Origin of the sequence: Pseudomonas sp. SAS7, from assembly GCF_052112345.1 — a bacterium.
GTDB classification, from domain to species: Bacteria; Pseudomonadota; Gammaproteobacteria; order Pseudomonadales; family Pseudomonadaceae; genus Aquipseudomonas; species Aquipseudomonas putida_Q.
Genome location: NZ_JBEGGO010000003.1, coordinates 77,217 through 96,637 on the forward strand (window position 1 = coordinate 77,217; position 19,421 = coordinate 96,637).

The 19,421-nt window shown below is 63.8% G+C and carries 19 protein-coding genes; 13 read left to right on the top strand and 6 right to left on the bottom strand.

The window, feature by feature from the left end:
* Positions 1-81: 81 nt before the first annotated feature.
* The 4 genes from hbdH to ABI582_RS06200 all read left to right on the top strand — a co-directional run bounded on the left by hbdH (position 82) and on the right by ABI582_RS06200 (position 4,403).
* The gene (gene hbdH, locus ABI582_RS06185; RefSeq protein ID WP_442118666.1) at positions 82-852 is read left to right on the top strand and encodes a 3-hydroxybutyrate dehydrogenase; all 771 of its coding nucleotides are present in this window, start codon (positions 82-84) and stop codon (positions 850-852) included.
* A gap of 55 nt (positions 853-907) precedes the next feature.
* Complete coding sequence (gene eco / locus ABI582_RS06190) at positions 908-1,387, top strand: serine protease inhibitor ecotin (protein ID WP_016499500.1); 480 nt, start codon at positions 908-910, stop codon at positions 1,385-1,387.
* Between the two features lie 186 nt (positions 1,388-1,573).
* The gene (locus ABI582_RS06195; protein ID WP_016499499.1) at positions 1,574-1,849 is read left to right on the top strand and encodes a peptidylprolyl isomerase; all 276 of its coding nucleotides are present in this window, start codon (positions 1,574-1,576) and stop codon (positions 1,847-1,849) included.
* 133 nt (positions 1,850-1,982) lie between these two features.
* Positions 1,983-4,403: an autotransporter family protein gene (locus tag ABI582_RS06200; RefSeq protein WP_442118667.1), complete on the top strand. Its 2,421-nt coding sequence runs from the start codon at positions 1,983-1,985 to the stop codon at positions 4,401-4,403.
* On the opposite strand, the gene ABI582_RS06205 is transcribed toward ABI582_RS06200, so the two are convergent.
* Positions 4,400-5,023, bottom strand: a complete 624-nt coding sequence (locus ABI582_RS06205) for a LysE family translocator (protein WP_197863107.1) — start codon at positions 5,021-5,023, stop codon at positions 4,400-4,402. The genes ABI582_RS06200 and ABI582_RS06205 overlap by 4 nt on opposite strands.
* A gap of 131 nt (positions 5,024-5,154) precedes the next feature.
* Between ABI582_RS06205 and ABI582_RS06210 the strand changes: the two genes are divergently transcribed.
* Together ABI582_RS06210 and ABI582_RS06215 are read left to right on the top strand one after the other, a co-directional pair.
* Positions 5,155-5,973 (top strand): AraC family transcriptional regulator, encoded by an 819-nt coding sequence (locus ABI582_RS06210; protein WP_442118668.1) that lies wholly within the window; start codon positions 5,155-5,157, stop codon positions 5,971-5,973.
* Positions 5,974-6,079: 106 nt separating this feature from the next.
* Complete coding sequence (locus ABI582_RS06215) at positions 6,080-6,694, top strand: LysE family translocator (RefSeq protein ID WP_442118669.1); 615 nt, start codon at positions 6,080-6,082, stop codon at positions 6,692-6,694.
* Here the strand turns inward: ABI582_RS06215 and ABI582_RS06220 are convergent.
* Positions 6,642-7,367, bottom strand: coding sequence for a metallophosphoesterase (locus tag ABI582_RS06220; RefSeq protein ID WP_442118670.1), 726 nt, complete (start codon positions 7,365-7,367; stop codon positions 6,642-6,644). The two genes, ABI582_RS06215 and ABI582_RS06220, sit on opposite strands and share 53 nt — an antisense overlap.
* A gap of 76 nt (positions 7,368-7,443) precedes the next feature.
* Between ABI582_RS06220 and ABI582_RS06225 the strand changes: the two genes are divergently transcribed.
* The 3 genes from ABI582_RS06225 (at position 7,444) to ABI582_RS06235 (ending at position 9,018) form a co-directional block, all read left to right on the top strand.
* Positions 7,444-7,959: a DUF3016 domain-containing protein gene (locus tag ABI582_RS06225; protein WP_442118671.1), complete on the top strand. Its 516-nt coding sequence runs from the start codon at positions 7,444-7,446 to the stop codon at positions 7,957-7,959.
* A gap of 76 nt (positions 7,960-8,035) precedes the next feature.
* Positions 8,036-8,779 (top strand): carbon-nitrogen hydrolase family protein, encoded by a 744-nt coding sequence (locus tag ABI582_RS06230; protein ID WP_442118672.1) that lies wholly within the window; start codon positions 8,036-8,038, stop codon positions 8,777-8,779.
* Positions 8,776-9,018 (top strand): hypothetical protein, encoded by a 243-nt coding sequence (locus ABI582_RS06235; protein WP_338744108.1) that lies wholly within the window; start codon positions 8,776-8,778, stop codon positions 9,016-9,018. The genes ABI582_RS06230 and ABI582_RS06235 overlap by 4 nt, the downstream gene beginning before the upstream one ends.
* 3 nt (positions 9,019-9,021) lie before the next feature.
* Here the strand turns inward: ABI582_RS06235 and ABI582_RS06240 are convergent, their stop codons facing one another.
* Together ABI582_RS06240 and ABI582_RS06245 are read right to left on the bottom strand one after the other, a co-directional pair.
* Positions 9,022-9,522, bottom strand: coding sequence for a methylated-DNA--[protein]-cysteine S-methyltransferase (locus ABI582_RS06240; protein WP_338744109.1), 501 nt, complete (start codon positions 9,520-9,522; stop codon positions 9,022-9,024).
* A 70-nt stretch (positions 9,523-9,592) separates the two neighbouring features.
* A complete protein-coding gene (locus ABI582_RS06245) occupies positions 9,593-10,393 on the bottom strand; it encodes a lipopolysaccharide biosynthesis protein (protein WP_338744110.1) in 801 nt (266 codons plus the stop codon).
* A gap of 367 nt (positions 10,394-10,760) precedes the next feature.
* On the opposite strand from ABI582_RS06245, the gene ABI582_RS06250 reads away from it, so the two are divergent.
* Positions 10,761-10,967 carry a hypothetical protein gene (locus ABI582_RS06250; protein WP_442118673.1) on the top strand — a complete coding sequence of 69 codons (207 nt, stop codon included), beginning with the start codon at positions 10,761-10,763 and terminating at the stop codon, positions 10,965-10,967.
* 53 nt (positions 10,968-11,020) lie between these two features.
* Here ABI582_RS06250 and ilvA read toward each other — a convergent pair whose 3' ends face one another.
* Together ilvA and ABI582_RS06260 are read right to left on the bottom strand one after the other, a co-directional pair.
* Positions 11,021-12,580 carry a threonine ammonia-lyase, biosynthetic gene (gene ilvA, locus ABI582_RS06255; protein WP_338744112.1) on the bottom strand — a complete coding sequence of 520 codons (1,560 nt, stop codon included), beginning with the start codon at positions 12,578-12,580 and terminating at the stop codon, positions 11,021-11,023.
* Positions 12,581-12,760: 180 nt separating this feature from the next.
* On the bottom strand, positions 12,761-13,192 hold the full coding sequence (locus tag ABI582_RS06260) for a PACE efflux transporter (protein WP_016499485.1): 432 nt from the start codon (positions 13,190-13,192) through the stop codon (positions 12,761-12,763).
* 192 nt (positions 13,193-13,384) lie between these two features.
* On the opposite strand from ABI582_RS06260, the gene nfrB reads away from it, so the two are divergent.
* Genes nfrB through ABI582_RS06275 form a run of 3 tightly spaced genes read left to right on the top strand, consistent with a single transcriptional unit; the run spans position 13,385 to position 19,400 of the window.
* Positions 13,385-15,559, top strand: a complete 2,175-nt coding sequence (nfrB, locus tag ABI582_RS06265; protein WP_442118674.1) for a cyclic di-3',5'-guanylate-activated glycosyltransferase NfrB — start codon at positions 13,385-13,387, stop codon at positions 15,557-15,559.
* Positions 15,556-18,561, top strand: a complete 3,006-nt coding sequence (locus ABI582_RS06270) for a phage receptor (RefSeq protein ID WP_442118675.1) — start codon at positions 15,556-15,558, stop codon at positions 18,559-18,561. The genes nfrB and ABI582_RS06270 overlap by 4 nt, the downstream gene beginning before the upstream one ends.
* Positions 18,561-19,400 carry a DUF4434 family protein gene (locus ABI582_RS06275; RefSeq protein WP_442118676.1) on the top strand — a complete coding sequence of 280 codons (840 nt, stop codon included), beginning with the start codon at positions 18,561-18,563 and terminating at the stop codon, positions 19,398-19,400. The genes ABI582_RS06270 and ABI582_RS06275 overlap by 1 nt, the downstream gene beginning before the upstream one ends.
* Positions 19,401-19,421 lie beyond the last annotated feature (21 nt).

Sequence of the window (19,421 nt, forward strand, 5' to 3'; positions counted from 1 at the left end):
CTTCGCGGGTAAACCCGCTCCCACAGGACCTCCACAGACGCTGAATCTTCGGACCTGCCTTTACTTGACAAGGAGCTTTGCATGACCCTCACAGGCAAGACTGCACTCGTCACCGGTTCCACCAGCGGCATCGGCCTGGGTATCGCCCAGGTGCTGGCCCGCGCTGGCGCCAATATCGTACTCAACGGCTTTGGCGACCCGGCACCGGCGCTGGCCGAGATCACCCGGCATGGGGTGAAGGCTATCCACCACCCGGCCGACCTGTCGGACGTCGAGCAGATTGAAGCGTTGTTCGCCCTCGCCGAGCGCGAATTCAGTGGCGTCGACATCCTGGTCAACAACGCCGGCATCCAGCATGTAGCGCCGGTGGAGCAGTTCCCGCTGGAAAGCTGGGACAAGATCATTGCCCTGAACCTGTCAGCTGTGTTCCATGGCACGCGCCTGGCCCTGCCGGGCATGCGCACGCGCAATTGGGGGCGCATCATCAACATTGCCTCGGTGCACGGCCTGGTCGGCTCGACCGGCAAGGCGGCCTACGTGGCAGCCAAGCATGGTGTGGTCGGCCTGACCAAGGTGGTTGGCCTGGAAACCGCCACCAGCAATGTCACCTGCAATGCCATCTGCCCCGGCTGGGTGCTGACCCCGCTGGTGCAAAAGCAGATCGACGATCGTGCTGCCAACGGTGGCGATCCGCTGCAAGCACAGCATGATCTGCTGGCCGAAAAGCAACCGTCGCTGGCGTTTGTCACCCCCGAGCACCTGGGTGAACTGGTACTATTCCTGTGCAGCGAGGCCGCAAGCCAGGTTCGCGGCGCCGCCTGGAACGTCGATGGTGGCTGGTTGGCCCAGTGACGGGCAGCCTGGGCCTGGCGGCGGGTTCGCATTCGTTTATCTGCAAGGAGGCCCTATGCGCCCTACCCCGATGACCGCAATTCTGGCCCTCACCCTGGCTGCCGCCACGCCTGTGATGGCGGCCAGCCTGAAGGACGTCGCGCCTTACCCCGAAGCGGAAAAAGGCTTTACCCGGCAGGTTATCCACCTGCCGGCACAGGCCGATGAATCGGCCTACAAACTGGAAATCCTCGCCGGCAAGACCTTGCAGGTCGACTGCAATCGCCAGCGTCTGGGCGGCAGCCTGGAAGAACGTACCCTGGAAGGCTGGGGCTACAACTACTACCGCCTGGACAAAGTCAGCGGCCCGGCCAGCACCCTGATGGCCTGCCCGGATGGCAAGAAGACCAAGGCCTTCGTGCCGGTTATCGGTGACGGCTTCCTGCTGCGCTACAACAGCAAGCTGCCGGTGGTGGTGTATGTGCCCAAGGATGTCGAGGTGCGCTACCGCATCTGGTCGGCGTCGCAGGACGTGCAAAAGGCTAAAGTCGAATAACTACCGCGGTCCCTGTAGGAGCGGCCTTGTGTCGCGATGGGCCGCAAAGCGGCCCCAAATTTTCAGCTTCGCAGTGCAGATTGCCGGGGCCGCCCTGCGGCCCATCGCGACACAAGGCCGCTCCTACAAAGCGAATCTATCAGGCATAATGCGCCCCTTTTTTCGCGCCCGAAGCACAGGTACCTCATGAAAGCCCAAGCCCGCCACATCCTGGTCAAGACCGCTGACGAAGCCGAAAAGCTCAAACAGCGCATCGCCAACGGCGAGGCTTTCGACGTGCTCGCCAAAAAGTTTTCTATCTGCCCTTCCGGCAAGCGCGGCGGCGACCTGGGCGAAGTCCGCCCGGGCCAGATGGTCGGCGCTATCGACCAGGTAATTTTCAAGAAACCTTTGCGTGTGGTGCACGGGCCAATCAAGAGCAAGTTCGGTTACCACCTGGTGCAAACGTTCTACCGCGATTGATGGCAGCGGGCCACCTGTCATTTTTGCCAGTTGCCCCCTCACTAAACATTACATACAACTCTGGCAGGGCCGAAGCCGCCCCGCCGGCGTCGCTTCAGGTAGTGGACCCTTCAATGGACCCGGAGACCTGCCTATGCGATGCCCCCGCTTGCTGCTGCCCTTCCCCTTGCTGGCACTGCCGTTGCTGGCTCATTCCCAATCCCTGACGGTTACCCCCGGTGAGACCCTTGGCGCCCTCGTGCAAACCGATGCCGCTGATGAGTTCACCCTCCGCGGCGGAACGGTCCAGTCATTGCAACAAGGCAATGGCCAAGACACCTTCACCATGTCTGGCGGCACGCTAGGGTCGTTGAACCAGGGCGGTGACATGGACACGTTCACCATGACCGGCGGCACCATCACGGGCGCTTTTGAAGATGGTGACACGGCGTGGTTCAAAGGCGGCAGCATTGGCCGAATCGACCTCAAGCTGGCTGACAACTTCCTCGAGATTTCCCAGGAGCTCGGTGTCGAAACCGTTGTTGTTGGCAATGTTGTCAGCGGGCTTGGCAACGACACGATCATCATGACGGGCGGCACCGTCGGCGGTGATATCAGTACCAGTAGCGGCGTTGACAAGATAACCATCAGCGGCGGCACGCTCAAAGGCGAAATACGCACTGGCAACGGCAAGGATGAATTTACCTGGACGGGTGGCCAGATCGGTAAGCGGGTCATCATGGAGAATGACGATGACACTGCCATCGTTCGCGCCCTCGACCTCGGCAACTCTGCCGTTACCCTGGACGGCGGTACCGGCACGGACACACTGACGTTCGAGCAGAGTCAGGTCGGCCAAGGCGCGTCGTATATAAACTGGGAGGCCATCAACCTCAAGCAGGGCAGCCAGCTCACCCTCAACGACACCCTTACGCTGGGAGACCTCGGCAGCGATCAGCCACGCCTGATCCCCGCCACTGGGACCGGGACCCTGCAAATCGATGCAAGCAGCTCGCTGATCAGCCGCCAGGGCAGCATCATCAGCATCCAGAATGACAGCAAGGCATCGGTAGTCAACGCCGGCACCATCGACCTGAGCCGTGGCAACGACGCTCAGGGCCGCCTGACAATCCAGGGCGATTACACCGGTAACAACGGCACCCTGCTCCTGAATAGCGTGCTGGCAGCCGATGGCGCTGCCTCCGACCGCCTGGTGGTCAGCCGTGGCGCCATCAGCGGCTCCACGCGATTGCTCGTCAACAACCTCAATGGCGCGGGTGCAGCAACTGCACAGAACGGCATCCAGGTCGTCGAAGCCCGTGACGGCGCCACCAGCACGGCCACTGCATTCGTGCAGACGCAAACGCTATCGGTGGGTGCCTATGACTACCGGTTGTTCAAAGGTGGTGTAACCGCTGGCAGCGAAAACAGCTGGTACCTGCGCTCGACGCTGGTCGCGCCACCCGCTCCAGCACCGGTACCCGAGCCCGAACAACCCACACAACCTTCACAGCCGGGCGAGCCACCTGTGATAGCACCGGCCCAGACACCACCTGTTGCCGCACCGGCACCTGGCCAGGTTGACCTGCCTGCCCCCGTGCAAGGCGAAAGCCTGCCGCTGTATCGCCCGGAAGTCCCGGTTTACGCTGCAGCCCCAAGAGGCGCTGCGATCATCGCCCGCCAGGCCCTGGGCACCTTCCATCAGCGCCAGGGCGACCAGCAGTTGCTCAAAGGCGAAGGAGCCCTGCCTGCCAGTTGGGGGCAGGCCTACGGCGGCACCCTGCGCCAGCAATGGAGCGGTACGGTCAGCCCGAGCCTGGATGGCGATCTGTATGGCTTCAAGGTGGGCCAGGACATCTATGCCAAGACGGGCGACGGCGGTTATCGCCAACATGTCGGCTTTTACGTCAGCCACAACCGCCTGGACGCCGATGTAAAAGGTTTCGCCCTGGCCGAGCAAGACCGCAGCGTTGGCGACCTGAAGCTTGATGGCGACAGCGTCGGCACTTACTGGACGCTGGTCGGGCCGCAAGGCGCGTACCTGGATGCAGTGTTGCAGTACACCCGCCTTGATGGGCGAGCCCGCTCGGACCGCGGCGACAAGCTGGACATCGACGGCCATGCCTGGACGGCGTCGCTGGAATCCGGCTACCCCATCGCCCTGTCCGAACGCTGGACGCTGGAGCCGCAAGCCCAGCTGATTGCACAAAAAGTCTCGCTCGACAGCGCAAGCGATAGTGTTTCGCGCATCAGCCATGATGCCCAGGTAGAGCTGACCGGGCGCTTGGGGGTGCGCCTGGAAGGTGCGTTCACGGGAAGCAGCGGGCGCCTGTTGCAGCCCTATGCGCAAGTCAACCTGTGGCACGGCGACGGTGGCCGCGACACCTTGACCTTCGATGATGTCGACAAGATCAAGACCGACTACCGCTACACCTCGGTGCAACTGGAAAGCGGCGTGGTGGCGCAGGTCAGCGAAGCGCTGAGCCTGCATGGCGGCGTGCAGTACACCGCTAACCTGGACAGCCGCCAGCAGGAAGCCAGCGGCGTCAACCTGGGGGTGCGCTGGCAGTTCTAGCGGCGTGCCGCCAGCAAGCCGAGTCCGGCGCAGCCCAGCAGGGAGGCGCTGACCCGGTTGAACACGCGGCGCGGGCCAGGCTGGCTGAACCAGCGCTGCATGTATGCACCCAGGCCCGCATAGAGGGCAATGGCCGCCCATTCCAACAGCAGGAACAGCGCGCCCAACCACAGAAACTGCTCGCTCACCGGGGTGGCGCTGCCGACTGTAACAAACTGCGGCAGGAACGCGGTGAAGATCAGGATGGCCTTGGGGTTGCCGGCCGCCACCCAGAACTCCTGGCGCGTCAGGCGCCAGGTGCCACGCGGGTGGTCCGCTGCCACCACTGCCTCGCCTACCGGTGCACGCCACAGTTGCCAGGCGATGTAGAACAGGTAGGCCGCCCCCACTACCTTGATGGCCATGAACAGGTATTCACTGGTATGCAGCACCACGGCCAGGCCCATGGCCGCCAGGGCGATCATGCCGCTGAAGGCGACAATGCGACCACCACCTGCCACGCAGGCCGTGCGCAGGCCGTAGCGGCTGGCGTTGTGCAGCGACAGCAGGTTGTTCGGCCCCGGCGCCATGTTCAGGGCGAAGCAGGCGGGGATGAAAAGCAGCAGGCTTGAAAGGTCCATTGTTGTTTTCCTTGGGCAACAGGCGTCTATTTCGGCGCGTGCCGGGCCTTGCGGTCAAGTAACAGCCAGCGATAAAAACTGTATGGGTACGCTGCACCTGTTACGCTTCCGATGTAATCGAGGACCTTGTGATGCCCCGCCCCCACGCCGCGCTGTGGCGCGACCCGGCACTCCCGCATGTGGAAAGCCGCCGCGCCTGTCATAGCCGGGCCTGTTACAAGGCCCACAGCCACCCGACGTTTTCCATCGGTGCGGTGGATGCCGGCCACAGCCATTTCAGCGGCGCCGCGCATGGGCAGGAACGGCTGACACCCGGTACGCTGGTGCTGGTGCCAGCCCACCGCGTCCATGCCTGCAACCCCGAGCCCGGGCAAGCCTGGAGCTACCAGATGCTGCATGTGGACGCCGACTGGCTGACACACGTGCGCCTGGAGTCGGGGCTGGGCGGCGCCGGGCCCGGCGAACCGGCGCGTATCTGCCGGGCGCCGGAGGTGTATCGGCAGTTCTGCGAGCTGAACAGGTTGCTGTTCTCCAGCGCCAGCAACAGTGAGAAGGATGCTGCGCTGATTGCCTTTGTGGGTGATCTGGACTTTTCCGCACAAGCCCCTCTGGAAGCGGCCCCCGGTCTGGGGGCGACTGCGTTGAGCGGATTGATCGCGCGCCTCGAAGGGCAAGACCCCGCGCAACTCTGCCTGGAGGTGCTGGCCCGCGAAGCCGGGCTTGGGCGCTACCAGCTGATCCGCGCGTTCCGCACGGCCACCGGGTTGACCCCGCATGCCTATGTGCTCAATGCCCGGGTCAATCGCGGGCGGCAGTTGTTGGGTGAAGGGCTGGCGTTGGCGGAGGTGGCCTATCAACTGGGGTTTGCCGACCAAAGCCATTTCCAGCGGGTGTTCAAGGCCCATGTGGGGGTGACGCCGGGGCAGTACCGGGATTTGCGCAACCCTTGAGATCCTGGCTGCGCAGCAGCCCCAAGGCACTACCACGCAATATTCTTCAATACGCCTGACAAGCCCGGCAGCAGACTGCGGTTTTTCCCGCAGAGCCGCCCCGCCCATGCAACAGTTTCTGATCATCGCCCTCGCCCACTTTCTCGCCCTGCTTTCACCCGGTCCGGACTTCTTCCTGGTCGCACGCAGCTCGATCAACAGCGGCTGGCGCATCGCCAGTGGCGCCTGCCTGGGCATTGCCCTGGCCAATGGCGCGTTCATCGCCATGGCCTTCACTGGCCTGTCAGTACTGCAGGAAGGCAGCCTGCTGTTCACCACCTTGCAACTGGCCGGCGCCGGTTACCTGCTGTACATCGGCATACTGTTCCTGCGTCATGCCGGACTAACCAGCCTGTGCGCCGTCGCTGAAAACCAGCGGGTTCTAGGCTGGTGGCGCAATTTGAGCCTGGGCTTTTTGTCCGGCATCCTCAACCCCAAGAACGCGCTGTTCTATGCCAGCCTGGCCAGCATGGTCACCAGTGCCAGCGCCGGCTGGAAATCGGCCTACGCCCTGTGGATGTTCGGCATTGTCCTGCTCTGGGACCTGCTGGTAGCCGTGGCCATCGGCAACCAGGGGGTACTGCGGCGTTTCGCCCGCAGCCTGCCGTGGCTGGAGCGGGCCTCAGGGCTCATGCTGGTGATATTGGCTGCGGCGCTGGTGCTGCACGTGGCCCGGGGCTGACCAGTCGCAGCGTGCGCATGTCCATCAAGGTGAAATGGCCGCCCGCCCAGCCCCCCGTATCCAGGTGCCAGACATTACCCAGCCGCTTTGCCTCCAACACCGGCGTATGGCCGACCAGCAAGGCCCTCAGGCCTTGCACCTGTTCTGTATCGCCTTCCTTCAGGCGCCGCCGCGACCACTGGCATACCTTGCGTACTTCGGGGTCATCATCCAGTTGCAGGCTGGAACGTAGCGCTGCCCAATCCGCAAACGGGCTGTCTGCATGCAGCAACCCGACCAAACCGGCCGCACTTTCCACCTCAATGGCAATCGGCAATTGCTCGAAGCGTTCCACGAAACGCAATTGCGCCTTGCGCGGCAGGTCCAGAAACCAGCCTCCACCCGCTGCGCGGTACATCTCCAAGTCAAGCCGCCCCCCACGCACGCGAGTGATTGCCAGCGCCTCATGGTTACCTTGCACCGCATGGAACCAAGGCTGCGCGAGCCACTCCAGCACGGCCTCGCTGTGCGGCCCCCGGTCGACCAGGTCACCCACACTGAACAGGCGGTCTACCGCAGGGTCGAACCCCACCGCTTCAAGGCACTGCTCCAGGCGCTGGAAGTGACCATGGATATCGCCCACCGCCAGGTCACGCCCCCGGATATTGGTGAGCAACCGCCGAAACCGTCCCATTACAATCTTCCTCTGCAGGTGCTGCCATGGCGGGCGTAAAATGGAGACACCCCCCAATCTACCCCGGAGGTGCATCATGCGTACCGCCCTCGTGTGTGCCGTGCTCATGGCGCTGTCACTGAACAGCATGGCACAAGGCTCCCCGGCCGCGCAGGTCGAGGTGCGTTTCGACCACCCGGAACAATTCCGCGACGCCAGCCTGGACAGCCACGGTTATGAGCGTGGCGCCGATGCCTATGTGATGAAGTCCCTTACCCAGTACCTGCAAAAGCTCGGTCAGCGTTACCTGCAACCGGGCCAGCAACTGGTCATCGATATCCGCGACATCGACCTGGCCGGGCGCTTCGAGCCCTGGCACAGCCAGGCCTACGATGTGCGTTTCATGCGCGAGATCACCTGGCCGACCATCGACCTCACCTACACCCTCAGCCAGCCGGGCAAACCCGCCCAGCAGTCCGAGGAACGGGTCAGCGACAAGATGTACCTCAGCCGCCCAGGCCGGGTCGCCAGCAGCAGCGACCGCCTGTACGCCGAGAAGGCCATGCTCGACGACTGGTTCCGCCAGCGCTTCGCGACGCACCCGGCAACCTGAAAAAGCCTTCACTGGTACAGGCGTCGGTGCCGATAGTATGCTCGACCCTTCAACCTGTACCAGGGAAGGGTATTTCATGAAACTGTGCGCCGTACAACTGGCGTCGCTCAAGGGCGATTTGCCAGGCAACCTCCAGCGTCATCTGGCCTGCATCGAGCAGGCCGCAGCCCTTGGCGCGGAGCTGGTGGTGTTCCCCGAACTGTCGCTGACCGGCTATGAGCCAAGCCTTGCGCGCCAGGCCGCCTTGCCGGTCAGCTCCGAGCGACTGGGCCCGCTGCAGGCAGCCTGTGACCGCCTGGGTATCACCGTGGCCGTTGGCCTGCCGTTGCCGACACCCGACGGTATTCGCATCGGCATGCCCATCTTCAGCCCTGGGGCACCGCGCCAGGCCTATGCCAAACGGCGCCTGCATGATGACGAGCTGCCCTACTTCACCCCAGGCGATCAGGCACTGCTGCTGCAAGTAGGCGACCATCGGGTGGCACCGGCGATCTGCTACGAATCGATGTTCATGGCCCACGCGGCCGCCGCCCGCGAGCACGGCGCCGACCTGTATCTGGTCAGCGTGGCGAAAACCGCCAAGGGCATCCGCGAGGGATACGCACATTACCCGGAGGTGGCACGTGAACTGGGCATGCCGATACTGATGGCCAACTGCGTGGGGCCAGCCGACACCTTCATCGGTGCCGGCGGTTCGGCAGCGTGGGACAGCCAGGGCCGCTTGCTGGCCAGCCTGGGTGATCACGCTGAAGGGCTGATCATGCTGGACACTGGCAATGTCAGCGCAGTAGCCCTGCCCCTGGACCCGCACCCGGCATGATCTATCTGTTTCTGGCGTTGCTGAGCTACACCTGTGCCTACTACCTGATTGGCTTGCTGATCCAGGGCCAGCTTGCCGACGTGGCCGAGGGTTTGCGCCATCGGCCCGATGCACCGACACCCGGCGAGTACCTGCGTGCAGTCAAAGCCCATGCGCGTCGCGCCCATCGGCAGTACACCCTGATGGCCGGCTCGGCGCTTGCGGTGCTGCTCTGCCTGGTGGCCAGCTGGTTCAGCTGACGCCTAAAGGTCCAGCGCCAGGCTTTGCCGGCCCTCCAGCGCCAGCAGATACTGCTTGGCCGCCAGGCCACCGGCAAAGCCGGTCAGGCTGCCCGAAGCACCGATCACGCGGTGGCACGGGGCGATGATCGAGATCGGGTTACGGCCGTTGGCGGCGCCTACCGCTCGCACCGCGCTGGGGTTGCCGATCTGCCGGGCGATGTCGCCGTAGCTGCGGGTTTCACCAAAGGGTATCGCCAGCAGCGCGGCCCACACCTGACGCTGGAACTCGGTACCGACAAAATCCATCGCCAGCTCGAAACGCTGGCGTTTGCCAGCAAAGTACTCGCCAAGCTGCCGCGCGGTGTCCAGTAGCACCGGGCACTGATCGTCACGGTGCAAGGCGCCAAGGCGCACGCGGTTTTCCCGCTCCTCTTCCCACAGTACGGCTGCCAGGCAATCGCCCCGGGCCACCAGGGTCAGGGTGCCGACGGGCGATTGCATGAAAGTGAATGCGCTGGACATAGCAGGCTCCTGCAGATTGCGATCAACTTACTGTACGCATCCACAGTCCTTGATGCACCCGCTTTCTTGCTCAGGTAATTGCGCAGCCGGCAATGTGCCGGGCCTGGCTGAGATTGACCTTGGGGATCAGTTCGGCAGGAATGCGCGACGTCGCCGACAGGTTGTAGACATGGAACTGCTCGTTGACCACTTCCCTGGCCATCAACGTCAACGACGGCAGGATACGGCTGTCCCAATGCTGGTCGAGCCCGCACGGCGAACACTGCCCCTGGCCCTTCTCGTAGAAGCGCCCAACGCTCTGATCCAGATCTACCCCTACCAGCAACACTTCTTCAAAGCCCAGGTGATAGGCCAGCTGCAAGGCCACATACGCTACTGTACGGGCGTCGAAGAACCCATGGGCCAAGTCTTTGCTGAAGGCAATCGAGCGGCTGCGTTTGCTCCACAGCGCCCGGTTGCACACGCAGCTGTCACCATGGCCACGCAAACCGTCCAGCAGGCCCGGCGTGTCGGCTTTGTGCAAGGCATAGCACTCGGTGCCGGCTGGCACATCAGCACCCACATACTGCTCGGGCCACAGCGCCAGGCGGTCGCTGTCGCGCAAGGCAGTGGCAAACAAGGCCGGCTGTTGCTGGCTGAAGCTTTTGTCGGTGCACACGTAGAAAAAAGGCTGAATGCCATGTTCGGCGGTCATCGCGACCGAGCCGTTCATGGCGATGATGGGCAAATGCGCAAATTCGCCCAACGGAAAATGCTTGGCAGAAGCACCGGAGGCAAGGATCACCACGGGGCCCTGCTGGGTATTGCGACACGCCTCGAAACTGGAGAACGCCCCGCGTTCAGCACCTGGCTGCGACGGAAGTGTGTTCATCAATGGCATCTTTAACTGGACAGTACAAGCCACAATAACCAGCCGTTTATGGGCCGTGGCCGCTTTTACCTAACTTTACCTCGCTGAACGTAACCTACCGGCTTCTCCTTGAATGGCCTGGTTCTGAAGGGTTGCACAGCACTCGCACAGCGCCTGTAGCTACCGCCTGGCCGGCGGATGCCAAGATAGAAGACCACTTGGCCCCAGGCTTGTTCCATCAGGATGGATCAGGAAACCAGGTAGACGCCACCGAATCGACAGACGGGTGGCCGACGGCCCGATTAAAATCGGCTTTATTCATGAGCCTGCTTGATGCTTATCACGGGTGCGACTAATACTTGAATCTCTGCCTGGGGAGGCACGAAACATGCAAACCAGATTCGTTATCGTTCCCGCTGTGCCAATCGAAAAGGACTCTTTCCGCGCGGGTAGCCGCTACTACGCCGCTACCGTGTGCGGAGGGTTCGACATCTACGACAACCAGGCGAAGGAGCGGCTCAAGCCGAGCTACCCGAGCCGGACCGCTGCGCAGGTGCAGTGCGAACAGTTGAACAAGCAAGGCGAATTGGGCTGATGATGCGCGCTGCTCGCAAGACAGAGGCCGCCGGAGCCAGTGTGGGTTAGCCGTCAGCCCAGGAACAGCTTGTACGCAGGGTTGTCAGTTTCATCCCAATACCGATACCCCATCTCGTCCAGCGCCAACGGCAAGCTCGCCGACTCATCCGCCGGTACCTCCAGCGCGGCAAATACCCGTGCCTCCGCTGCGCCGTGGTTGCGGTAATGGAACAGGCTGATGTTCCAGCGCTTGCCCAACCGCTCCAGAAAACCCAGCAACGCCCCTGGGCGCTCGGGGAACTCGAAGCGCAGCACCCGCTCATCAGCGCCCGGCGCTGCGTGGCCGCCCACGGTATGGCGCACATGCAGTTTGGCCAGCTCGTTGTCGGTGAGGTCCAGCACGCTGTAGCCCTGCTCGTGCAGGCTGGCCAGGAGCTGGTCACGCGGGTCGTGCACTGGGTGAGTCTGTACCCCGACGAACAGGCGCGCTTCCTTGCCTGGGTAATAGCGGTAGTTGAATTCGGTGATCTGTCGCTTGCCCAGCGCCTGGCAGAAGGCGCGAAAGCTGCCTGGCTGCTCAGGGATGGTCACGGCGATGATCGCCTCGCGCTGCTCGCCCAGTTCGGCCCGCTCGGCTACATGGCGCAGGCGGTCGAAATTGACGTTCGCCCCGGAGTCAATGGCCACCAGGGTCTGACCCTGCACGCCCTCGCGTGCCACGTACTTCTTGATCCCGGCTACCGCCAAGGCGCCAGAAGGCTCGGTGATCGACCGGGTGTCGTCGTAGATGTCCTTGATCGCCGCGCACAACTCGTCACTGCTGACGGTTACCACTTCGTCGACAAAATGCCGACACAGCTCGAAGCAATGGGCGCCGATCTGCGCCACCGCTACACCGTCGGCGAAGGTGCCGACCTGCGGCAGGATCACCCGCTCACCGGCGGCCATGGCGGCCTGCAGGCAGTTGGAGTCCTCCGGTTCTACGCCAATCACCTTCACCTCGGGGCGCAGGTACTTCACGTAGGCAGCGATGCCGGCGATCAGCCCGCCACCGCCCACCGGTACGAAAATGGCGTCCAGCGCGCCCGGGCGCTGGCGCAGGATTTCCATGGCCACGGTGCCCTGCCCGGCGATCACGTCCGGGTCATCGAACGGCGGCACAAAGGTGGCGCCTTCGCTGTCGGCCAGCGTCAGGGCATGGGCCAGGGCGTGCGGGAAGCTCTCACCGTGCAGCACCACATGCCCGCCCCGCGACCGCACCCCTTCCACCTTCAGTGACGGCGTGGTGGTCGGCATGACGATGGTGGCCTTCATGCCCAGGTGCGACGCCGCCAGGGCCACGCCCTGGGCATGGTTGCCCGCCGAGGCGGTGATTACCCCGCGCTCGCGCTGCACAGCACTCAGGCGTGACAAACGGGTGTAGGCGCCGCGGATCTTGAACGAGAAGGTAGGTTGCAAGTCTTCGCGCTTGAGCAGCACCTGGTTACCCAGGCTGGCAGACAGCGCAGGCGCGGCTTGCAGCGGCGTTTCGATGGCCAGGTCGTACACCGGCGCGGCCAGAATGCGCCGCACCTGCTCCGACAGCAGTTGCTGGGGGGTGACGGTTGTACGAGGGACGCTGAAGCTGGTCATCGATGACTCCTTGGCTTTTTTATGTTGCCCAGGAGTCAGAGAGAAAAAACCCGCCTCCAGGGCGGGTTAGGTGCACGTACGCGCTAGCCCGCCAAGCTGATAATGGCGGTAATAATAATGGCGTTCACATGCGGGAATGTATTCATGGGGTAGGAACTTAGCCGTTAGTGCGGCACAAAGTCAACACTTGGCTTGCTGCGCCGAAAGCGGCACATCGAACACCTTGTCGAAGCCCCACTGGAAGGCAAAGGCGTAAACGAAGAAGAACACGAACAACGCCAGGTTGGTCAGCAGCGCCGCCCATAGGCTCACATCCAGCCAGTACGCCACCAGTGGCAGCAGGATCACCACCAACCCGCCCTCGAAGCCCAAGGCGTGCAGCAAGCGCCGCATGAATGTGCGCTCACGCTGGCGCTGGCGCGCTTCCCAGCGCTCGAACACCCAGTTGTAGCCCATGTTCCAGCTCATCGCGATGCCGGACATCAGCACCGACAGCACCGTCGACTGCGCCATGCCGGCACCGAACGCCAGCTCCAGCGCGGGCGCCACGCAGGCGACCGCGATGGCTTCATAGAGGATGGCCTGGACGATCTTGCGGGCCTTGCCTTGCATGTTCAGCTCCCTGAATGAACGACCTGTAAAGCTACAAGATGTAGCTCACAAGAAAAAGCCCGAAATTTGGACAACAGCGCATACGGCTGCTTGTATCTATCCCGTACAAAAGTGACATTTCGTACAACTTCGTCGAGGGAACCGAGCGAGGATAAAGACGATGGCCCACTCTGCGCTGCCGGTGACTGCCACATGAGCCTGGCATTCATCGATTTTCTCACCTATGTGCTGTTCGGCCTGAAGATCCTGGCCATCACCCTTGCCTCGTTGATGTTTCTGCTCGGCCTGGACGACCTGTTCATCGACCTGTGCTACTGGGGCCGCAAGCTGATCCGGCGTTTTCGCATTTACGACAAGTTCGAAAAGGCCGATGAGAAGCGCCTGTACGAAGTGCCGGAAAAGCCCCTGGCCATCATGGTCCCGGCCTGGAACGAAGTGGGCGTGGTCGGTGAAATGGCGCGCCTGGCGGCCTCCACCATTGACTACGAGAACTACCAGATTTTCGTCGGCACCTACCCCAACGACCCGCAAACCCAGGCCGACGTCGACGCGGTGTGCCTGCACTACCCCAACGTGCACAAGGTGGTGTGCGCACGCCCTGGGCCCACCAGCAAGGCCGACTGCCTGAACAACATCATCGACGCCCTGCTGCGCTTCCAGCAGGACGCCGGCATCGAGTTCGCCGGTTTCATCCTGCATGACGCCGAAGACGTGATCTCGCCCATGGAGCTGCGCCTGTTCAACTACCTGCTGCCGAACAAGGACATGATCCAGATCCCGGTCTACCCCTACGCACCGGAATGGAAAGGCTTTACCGCCGGCCACTATGTCGACGAGTTTGCCGAAAACCACGGCAAGGACGTCATCGTCCGCGAAGCGCTGACCGGCCAGGTGCCCAGCGCCGGTGTCGGTACCTGCTTCAGCCGCCGCGCCATCAGTGCGCTGCTGGAGGACGGCGACGGCATTGCTTTCGACGTGCAGAGCCTCACCGAAGACTACGACATTGGCTTTCGTCTGAAGCAAAAGGGCATGAAGTGCATTTTCGCCCGTTATTCCATCACCGACCCGGCGCTGACCCTGAAGCAGGAGTGGCGCCCGGGCATGAGCCGGGAATTCTCCCAGGTGATCTGCGTGCGCGAACACTTCCCGCGTGACTGGCAGCATGCCATCCGGCAGAAGTCACGGTGGATCGTGGGTATCGTATTCCAGGGCACCAGCAACCTCGGCTGGAGCCGCAAGGGCGCACTCAACTACTTCCTCTGGCGCGACCGCCGTGGGCTGTTCGCCTACCTGCTGAGCTTTTTGGTCAACTTGTTGCTGCTGGTGTTGCTGGCCATGTGGCTGGTCACGGTGATTGCGCCGGACTCGTGGCGCTTCATGTCGATCCTTAGCGACAGCTGGCTGTTGTCTACCCTACTGTGGCTGAACGGGCTGATGCTGTTCAATCGCCTGTTCCAGCGCGGCTGGTTCGTCACCCGTTTCTACGGCATTGGCGAAGGCCTGCTGTCGGCACCGCGGATGATGTGGAGCAACTTCGTCAACTTCTTCGCCAACCTGCGTGCCCTGCGCCAGGTGATGGAAATGGGCGATTCGCGGCGTGTGGCCTGGGACAAGACCACCCATGAATTCCCCGCCATCGCCGCCCCTGCACGCACGCCGCTGGGCCAGCGCTTGGTGGCCAAAGGGCTGATCAGTGAGGAACAGCTGCAGCAGGCACTCACCAACCCGGTACGCCGGCGCCTGGGGCGCGAACTGCTGCTGCGTGGCTGGGTGAACAGCGAACAACTGGTGGCTACCCTGGCCGAGCAACTCGACCTGCCCTGGGCGCCGCTGAACCCGTTCAAGCTCGAGCCGCAACTGATTGCCAGGCTGCCACGCAAACTGGCGACGCACTATGGGGTACTGCCCGTGGCCGAAGACGGCGACACGCTGGTCCTGGCCAGCGAAAGCCCGGTCAGCCAAGTGTCGCTGGGGGTGATCAGCCGCTACCTGAAACGCCCGGTCCGCATTCGCCTGGCGCCGCAGGGCCGGGTCACCCTGGGCCTGCGCTACCACTACCCAAGCCCCTGGCAGAAGGCGGAAACCCGCGACATGCTGGCCATTCTGGAGCGCCATCAGGACGACGAAGCGCTGCTGGAGCGTGTCAGCCATCATCAGGTCATGCTCGGCACCCTGTTGCAGGTGCGCGGCATGGTCCCGGTCACCCTGTTCAACCAGGCACTGATCGACTTCGACCCTGAGCACCAGAGCCTGGGCGAGCACCTGATTGCCCGCGGCATCATCACCGAGCAGGTGTTGCAACAGGCGCTCATTGAACAGGCCAGCGAGCAGCAGGCCGCCCTTGATCTGACCCGGGAGGTGGCATGAAGCCGCGCTTTTCCCTCACCCTCACTGGCCTGTTGCTGTGCTGCGCCGCGCTGCCTGTCGCTGCCTCGGCACCGATGACCGACTTCCAGCGGTTCACCAGCTTCCCGTTTATGGACCGCAGCTATCGCGAGGCCAGGAAAGATAACTGGGCCGAGGTCGAGCGGCTGACCCGCCATGTGCTGGGCCGGGTGCCGAACAACGACGAGGCCCGAGCCCTGCTGGTTGAGGCCTTGGCCCACCAACGCCGCTACAAGGAAGCCCAGGCGCTGGCCGAACAGCTGGGCGGCAGCCCCGAATACGCCGACGCCCTGCTCGAACTGCGCCTGACCTGGATCGAACAGGACCCACCGCCCGCCAGCCAGGTGGAACAATGGCTGGCGTCCAGTGAGGGTAATCAACGCGTGCGCCTGTGGCAGGCCTACAGCCTGAGCCTGGCCAAATTCGGTGGCGCGGGCAAGGCGCTGGACTGGCTCAGCCAGTTGCCGCCTAGGGATGACGGCCAGGTATTACGCCTGGCCCGGGCCAACTTCGCCGAACAACTGCGCAACTGGAAGGAAACCATCGAGCAACTGCAGCCGCTCGCCGACAAGGGCCAGTTGCCCGCCGAAGACTGGCAACGCCTGGCCAACGCCTATGTCCAGCAGGTGGATGAAAAAGGGTTGAACAAACTGCTGCCCAGCGCCCCCTCCCCTCAAGCAGCCGACCAGGCGCGCCTGGCCATGGCCAACCGCGCCATTGCCATGGGCCACAACCAGCAAGCCCAGCGCTGGTTGCAGTCGCTGCCGCCAGATCAACTGAATCAGCCCGGCCAGCGCCAGCAACTGTGGGAGCTGGCCCGCGAAGGTGATGATGCGGCACTGGTGCGCCGCCTGAGCAACGACCTGCAGCGCCCCTGCCTGGACACCGTCGACTGGCTGTCACGCCATGACCCGGACCTGGCCCGCGAACAGTTCAAAGGCTGCACACCCACTACCGACACACGCGCCTACGCCGTACTCCACCAACGCCTGTATGGCGACCCGCCACAACCCCCACAACCGCGCACAGCCAGCGAATGGGAAAACCGCTACCGGCAAAGTGGCGACCTGGCCGCACTGGAGCAAGCTACGTTCCTGCTGGTGGAACAGGGCCAGACCGGACACGCCCGGCAACTGCTGGAACAGGCCTACGACCGCCGTCAGGGCCGCCTCAGCCCATCGCTGTTGCAGCGCCTGGGCAACCTGTATGCCCGCAACGATGGGCCTCTGGCCAGCCACCGCATGCTCGGCCTGATCCCCCGGGTCGATGCCAATACCCGTGCCCAGTTGCTCGGCCGCCTGGCCGAGGCCGGCCAGTGCGACGCAGTGCGCCAAGCGGTACCGGCCACCCCCCGCGAGCCTGGCCAATACCGCGCCCTCGGCCGCTGCGCCATGCCCGACCAACCCGGCGAAGCGGTGGTCTACTACCAGGCTGCCGAGCGCCTGGGGGATGCCAGTAACCGCCTGCCGTTGGCCTATGCACTTGAAGCAGCCGGTGACTCCCAAGCCGCGCTGCCTATCTGGCGCAGCCTGCCGGACAGCGCCTGGACCGACAACGCCCGCCTCACCGCGGCCGGTGGCGCGCTAAACGCAGGCGATGCTGACGCGGCCCGGCGCTATTGGGACGCTGCCGCACACCACAGCGCAGATGACTGGGCACTGGGCGCTGCCATTGCCCAGCGCCAGGGCGATTACCAGGCTGCCCTGGGTTTTCAGCGCCAGGCACTGGCGAGCAGCCCACGGGCCGACCACTACTACGCAGCTGCCAGCACCGCGCAGCTGGCCGGCAACAGCGAGCAAAGCATGGCCTGGTTGGCCGAAGCCGTGCGGCTGGCCCCCGATCAGCCGCGTTACCGCGCCGACTACGGCATGCGCCTGGCCGGTTCGACAGACAAGGCCCAGCGCCGCCAGTCGATCCCCTACCTGGAGCGTGCCACCCACGACTTCCCCGAGGATTATCGCCTCGGCGAAACGCTGGCCTTGCGCTACGACGAAGCTGAAGACAGCGCCTCGGCACGCCGCGAACTGCGCCGCATCCTCGATGTGGAGCAGAACCTGGTCGACGGTGACGACGAATACGGCAGCCTGGAAGCCCGCAAGTACCGACAGCGCCGTGCCCACGAAAGTTTGTCACGGCGTGACACCGTCACCCTGGCCAGCACCTGGTCACCCGCCGGCACTTCGACCAACGACAAGTTCCTCGACACCGGCCAGCGCACCGGCAGCTCACGCCGCGCCCAGTCGCAGAACGTGCAGTTGGCCATGTGGGACCATGCCCTGGGCGAAGAACCCAGCCGCAACGGCAGCACCCTGTCGGTGTATGGCCGGGTACTGTTCGGTGGCCAGAGCCGCACCGATTATGCGCAAAGCATGGGTACCGGGGTCGGCCTGCGTTACAAGCCGCTCGGCCAGGCCAACCTCAACCTGTACGCCGAGCTTTACCACCAGCGGCAGATCGACGAAGCGCACTACCGCGGCCTGAGCCTTGGTCAGCTGTTGAGCCCGGCCAAGGTCGGCGGCAACTGGGGCGACCTGCGCCACCATGCCGAATCGAGCAATGACCTGCTGTTGCGCGCCACCGCCTCGTTCCTTGACCAGGGCGACTGGCGCAATGACTGGCGCGTGGATGAAGACGAGTGGAACGAGCGCTTCCTCTACCTCGACGCGGCCTGGTGGACCCGCGCCGGCGACCACGCCTGGCTGTCACGCTACCAGCAAGGCCATGCCTGGAAGCTGCCCGGCAGTTCCCCGCAAACCATCATGCCCTATGGCTTTGTCGAGTTCTCCAGCCAGGACCCGAGCAACGACTGGCGTCAGGACGTCCGGGCCGGAGTGGGCGTGCGCTGGCAATGGTGGTTCGATGACGACCGCTACAACGCCTACCGCGGCTCGCTGAAAGTGCGTGCCGAGTACCAGCAGTCGTTGGGCGGCAATCTTTACCAGCGCGCCAACGGCGTGCTGGTCGGTGCGGAGATGACCTTCTGATGCGTGCGATCCTCGCCTTCTGCCTGCTTGCCCTGTGCCTGCCCGCCACGGCCGACCAGCGCCTGTTCTATCAACCGCTCAACCGCGACGCCAATGTCACTCCCGCCCAGTGGCAACAGCTGTGGCATGCCACCGTGGCCCAGGGGGGCAAGGCCCTGATCGTACAATGGAGCGCCTATGGCGACAGCGACTTCGGCGGCGCCCAGGGCTGGCTGGCCAACAGCCTGCGCAGCGCACGTGCCCAAGGCCTGCAGGTGGTGCTGGGGCTGTACATGGACCCCGCCTACTACCAGCGTCTGGACGAACTGGACGGCGAAGGCCTGAGCAGCTATTGGAAAGCGCAACTGGGGCGCTCACTCAGCCAGTACCAGCAACTGCGCCAGGCCTGGCAGTTGTCGGTGGACGGCTGGTACCTGCCCATGGAGCTGGACGACCAGCATTTTCGCGACCCCGCGCGGCGCGAAGCGCTGTTCAGCCAGTTACAGGCCTTCAACCGCCAACTGGACAAGCCTTTGCACATCAGTGCCTTCAGCGCAGGCAAGCTGTCGCCCCGGGTCAACGCTGCCTGGCTGGATCAACTGGCAGGCCTGGGCTTGACTGTGTGGTGGCAGGATGGCGCCGGCACTGGGCGATTGCCGCCGTTGGTGCGCGAGGGTTACGAACAGGCCTTGCCATGCCGGATAGGCGTGGTGCGCGAGGCGTTCCGCCAGGTGAGCGCACCTGGGCAGGTATTCAGGGCTGAACCTACGGAGCCGAAGCTGGTTGGCGGGTGCCATCTCGAGGCGGTGTTTGACTTGCGCTACCGGCCCTGGGCCCGGGGTGTTTTGCCACAGAATTGAGTCGCCAAAGCTGGCCCTTTC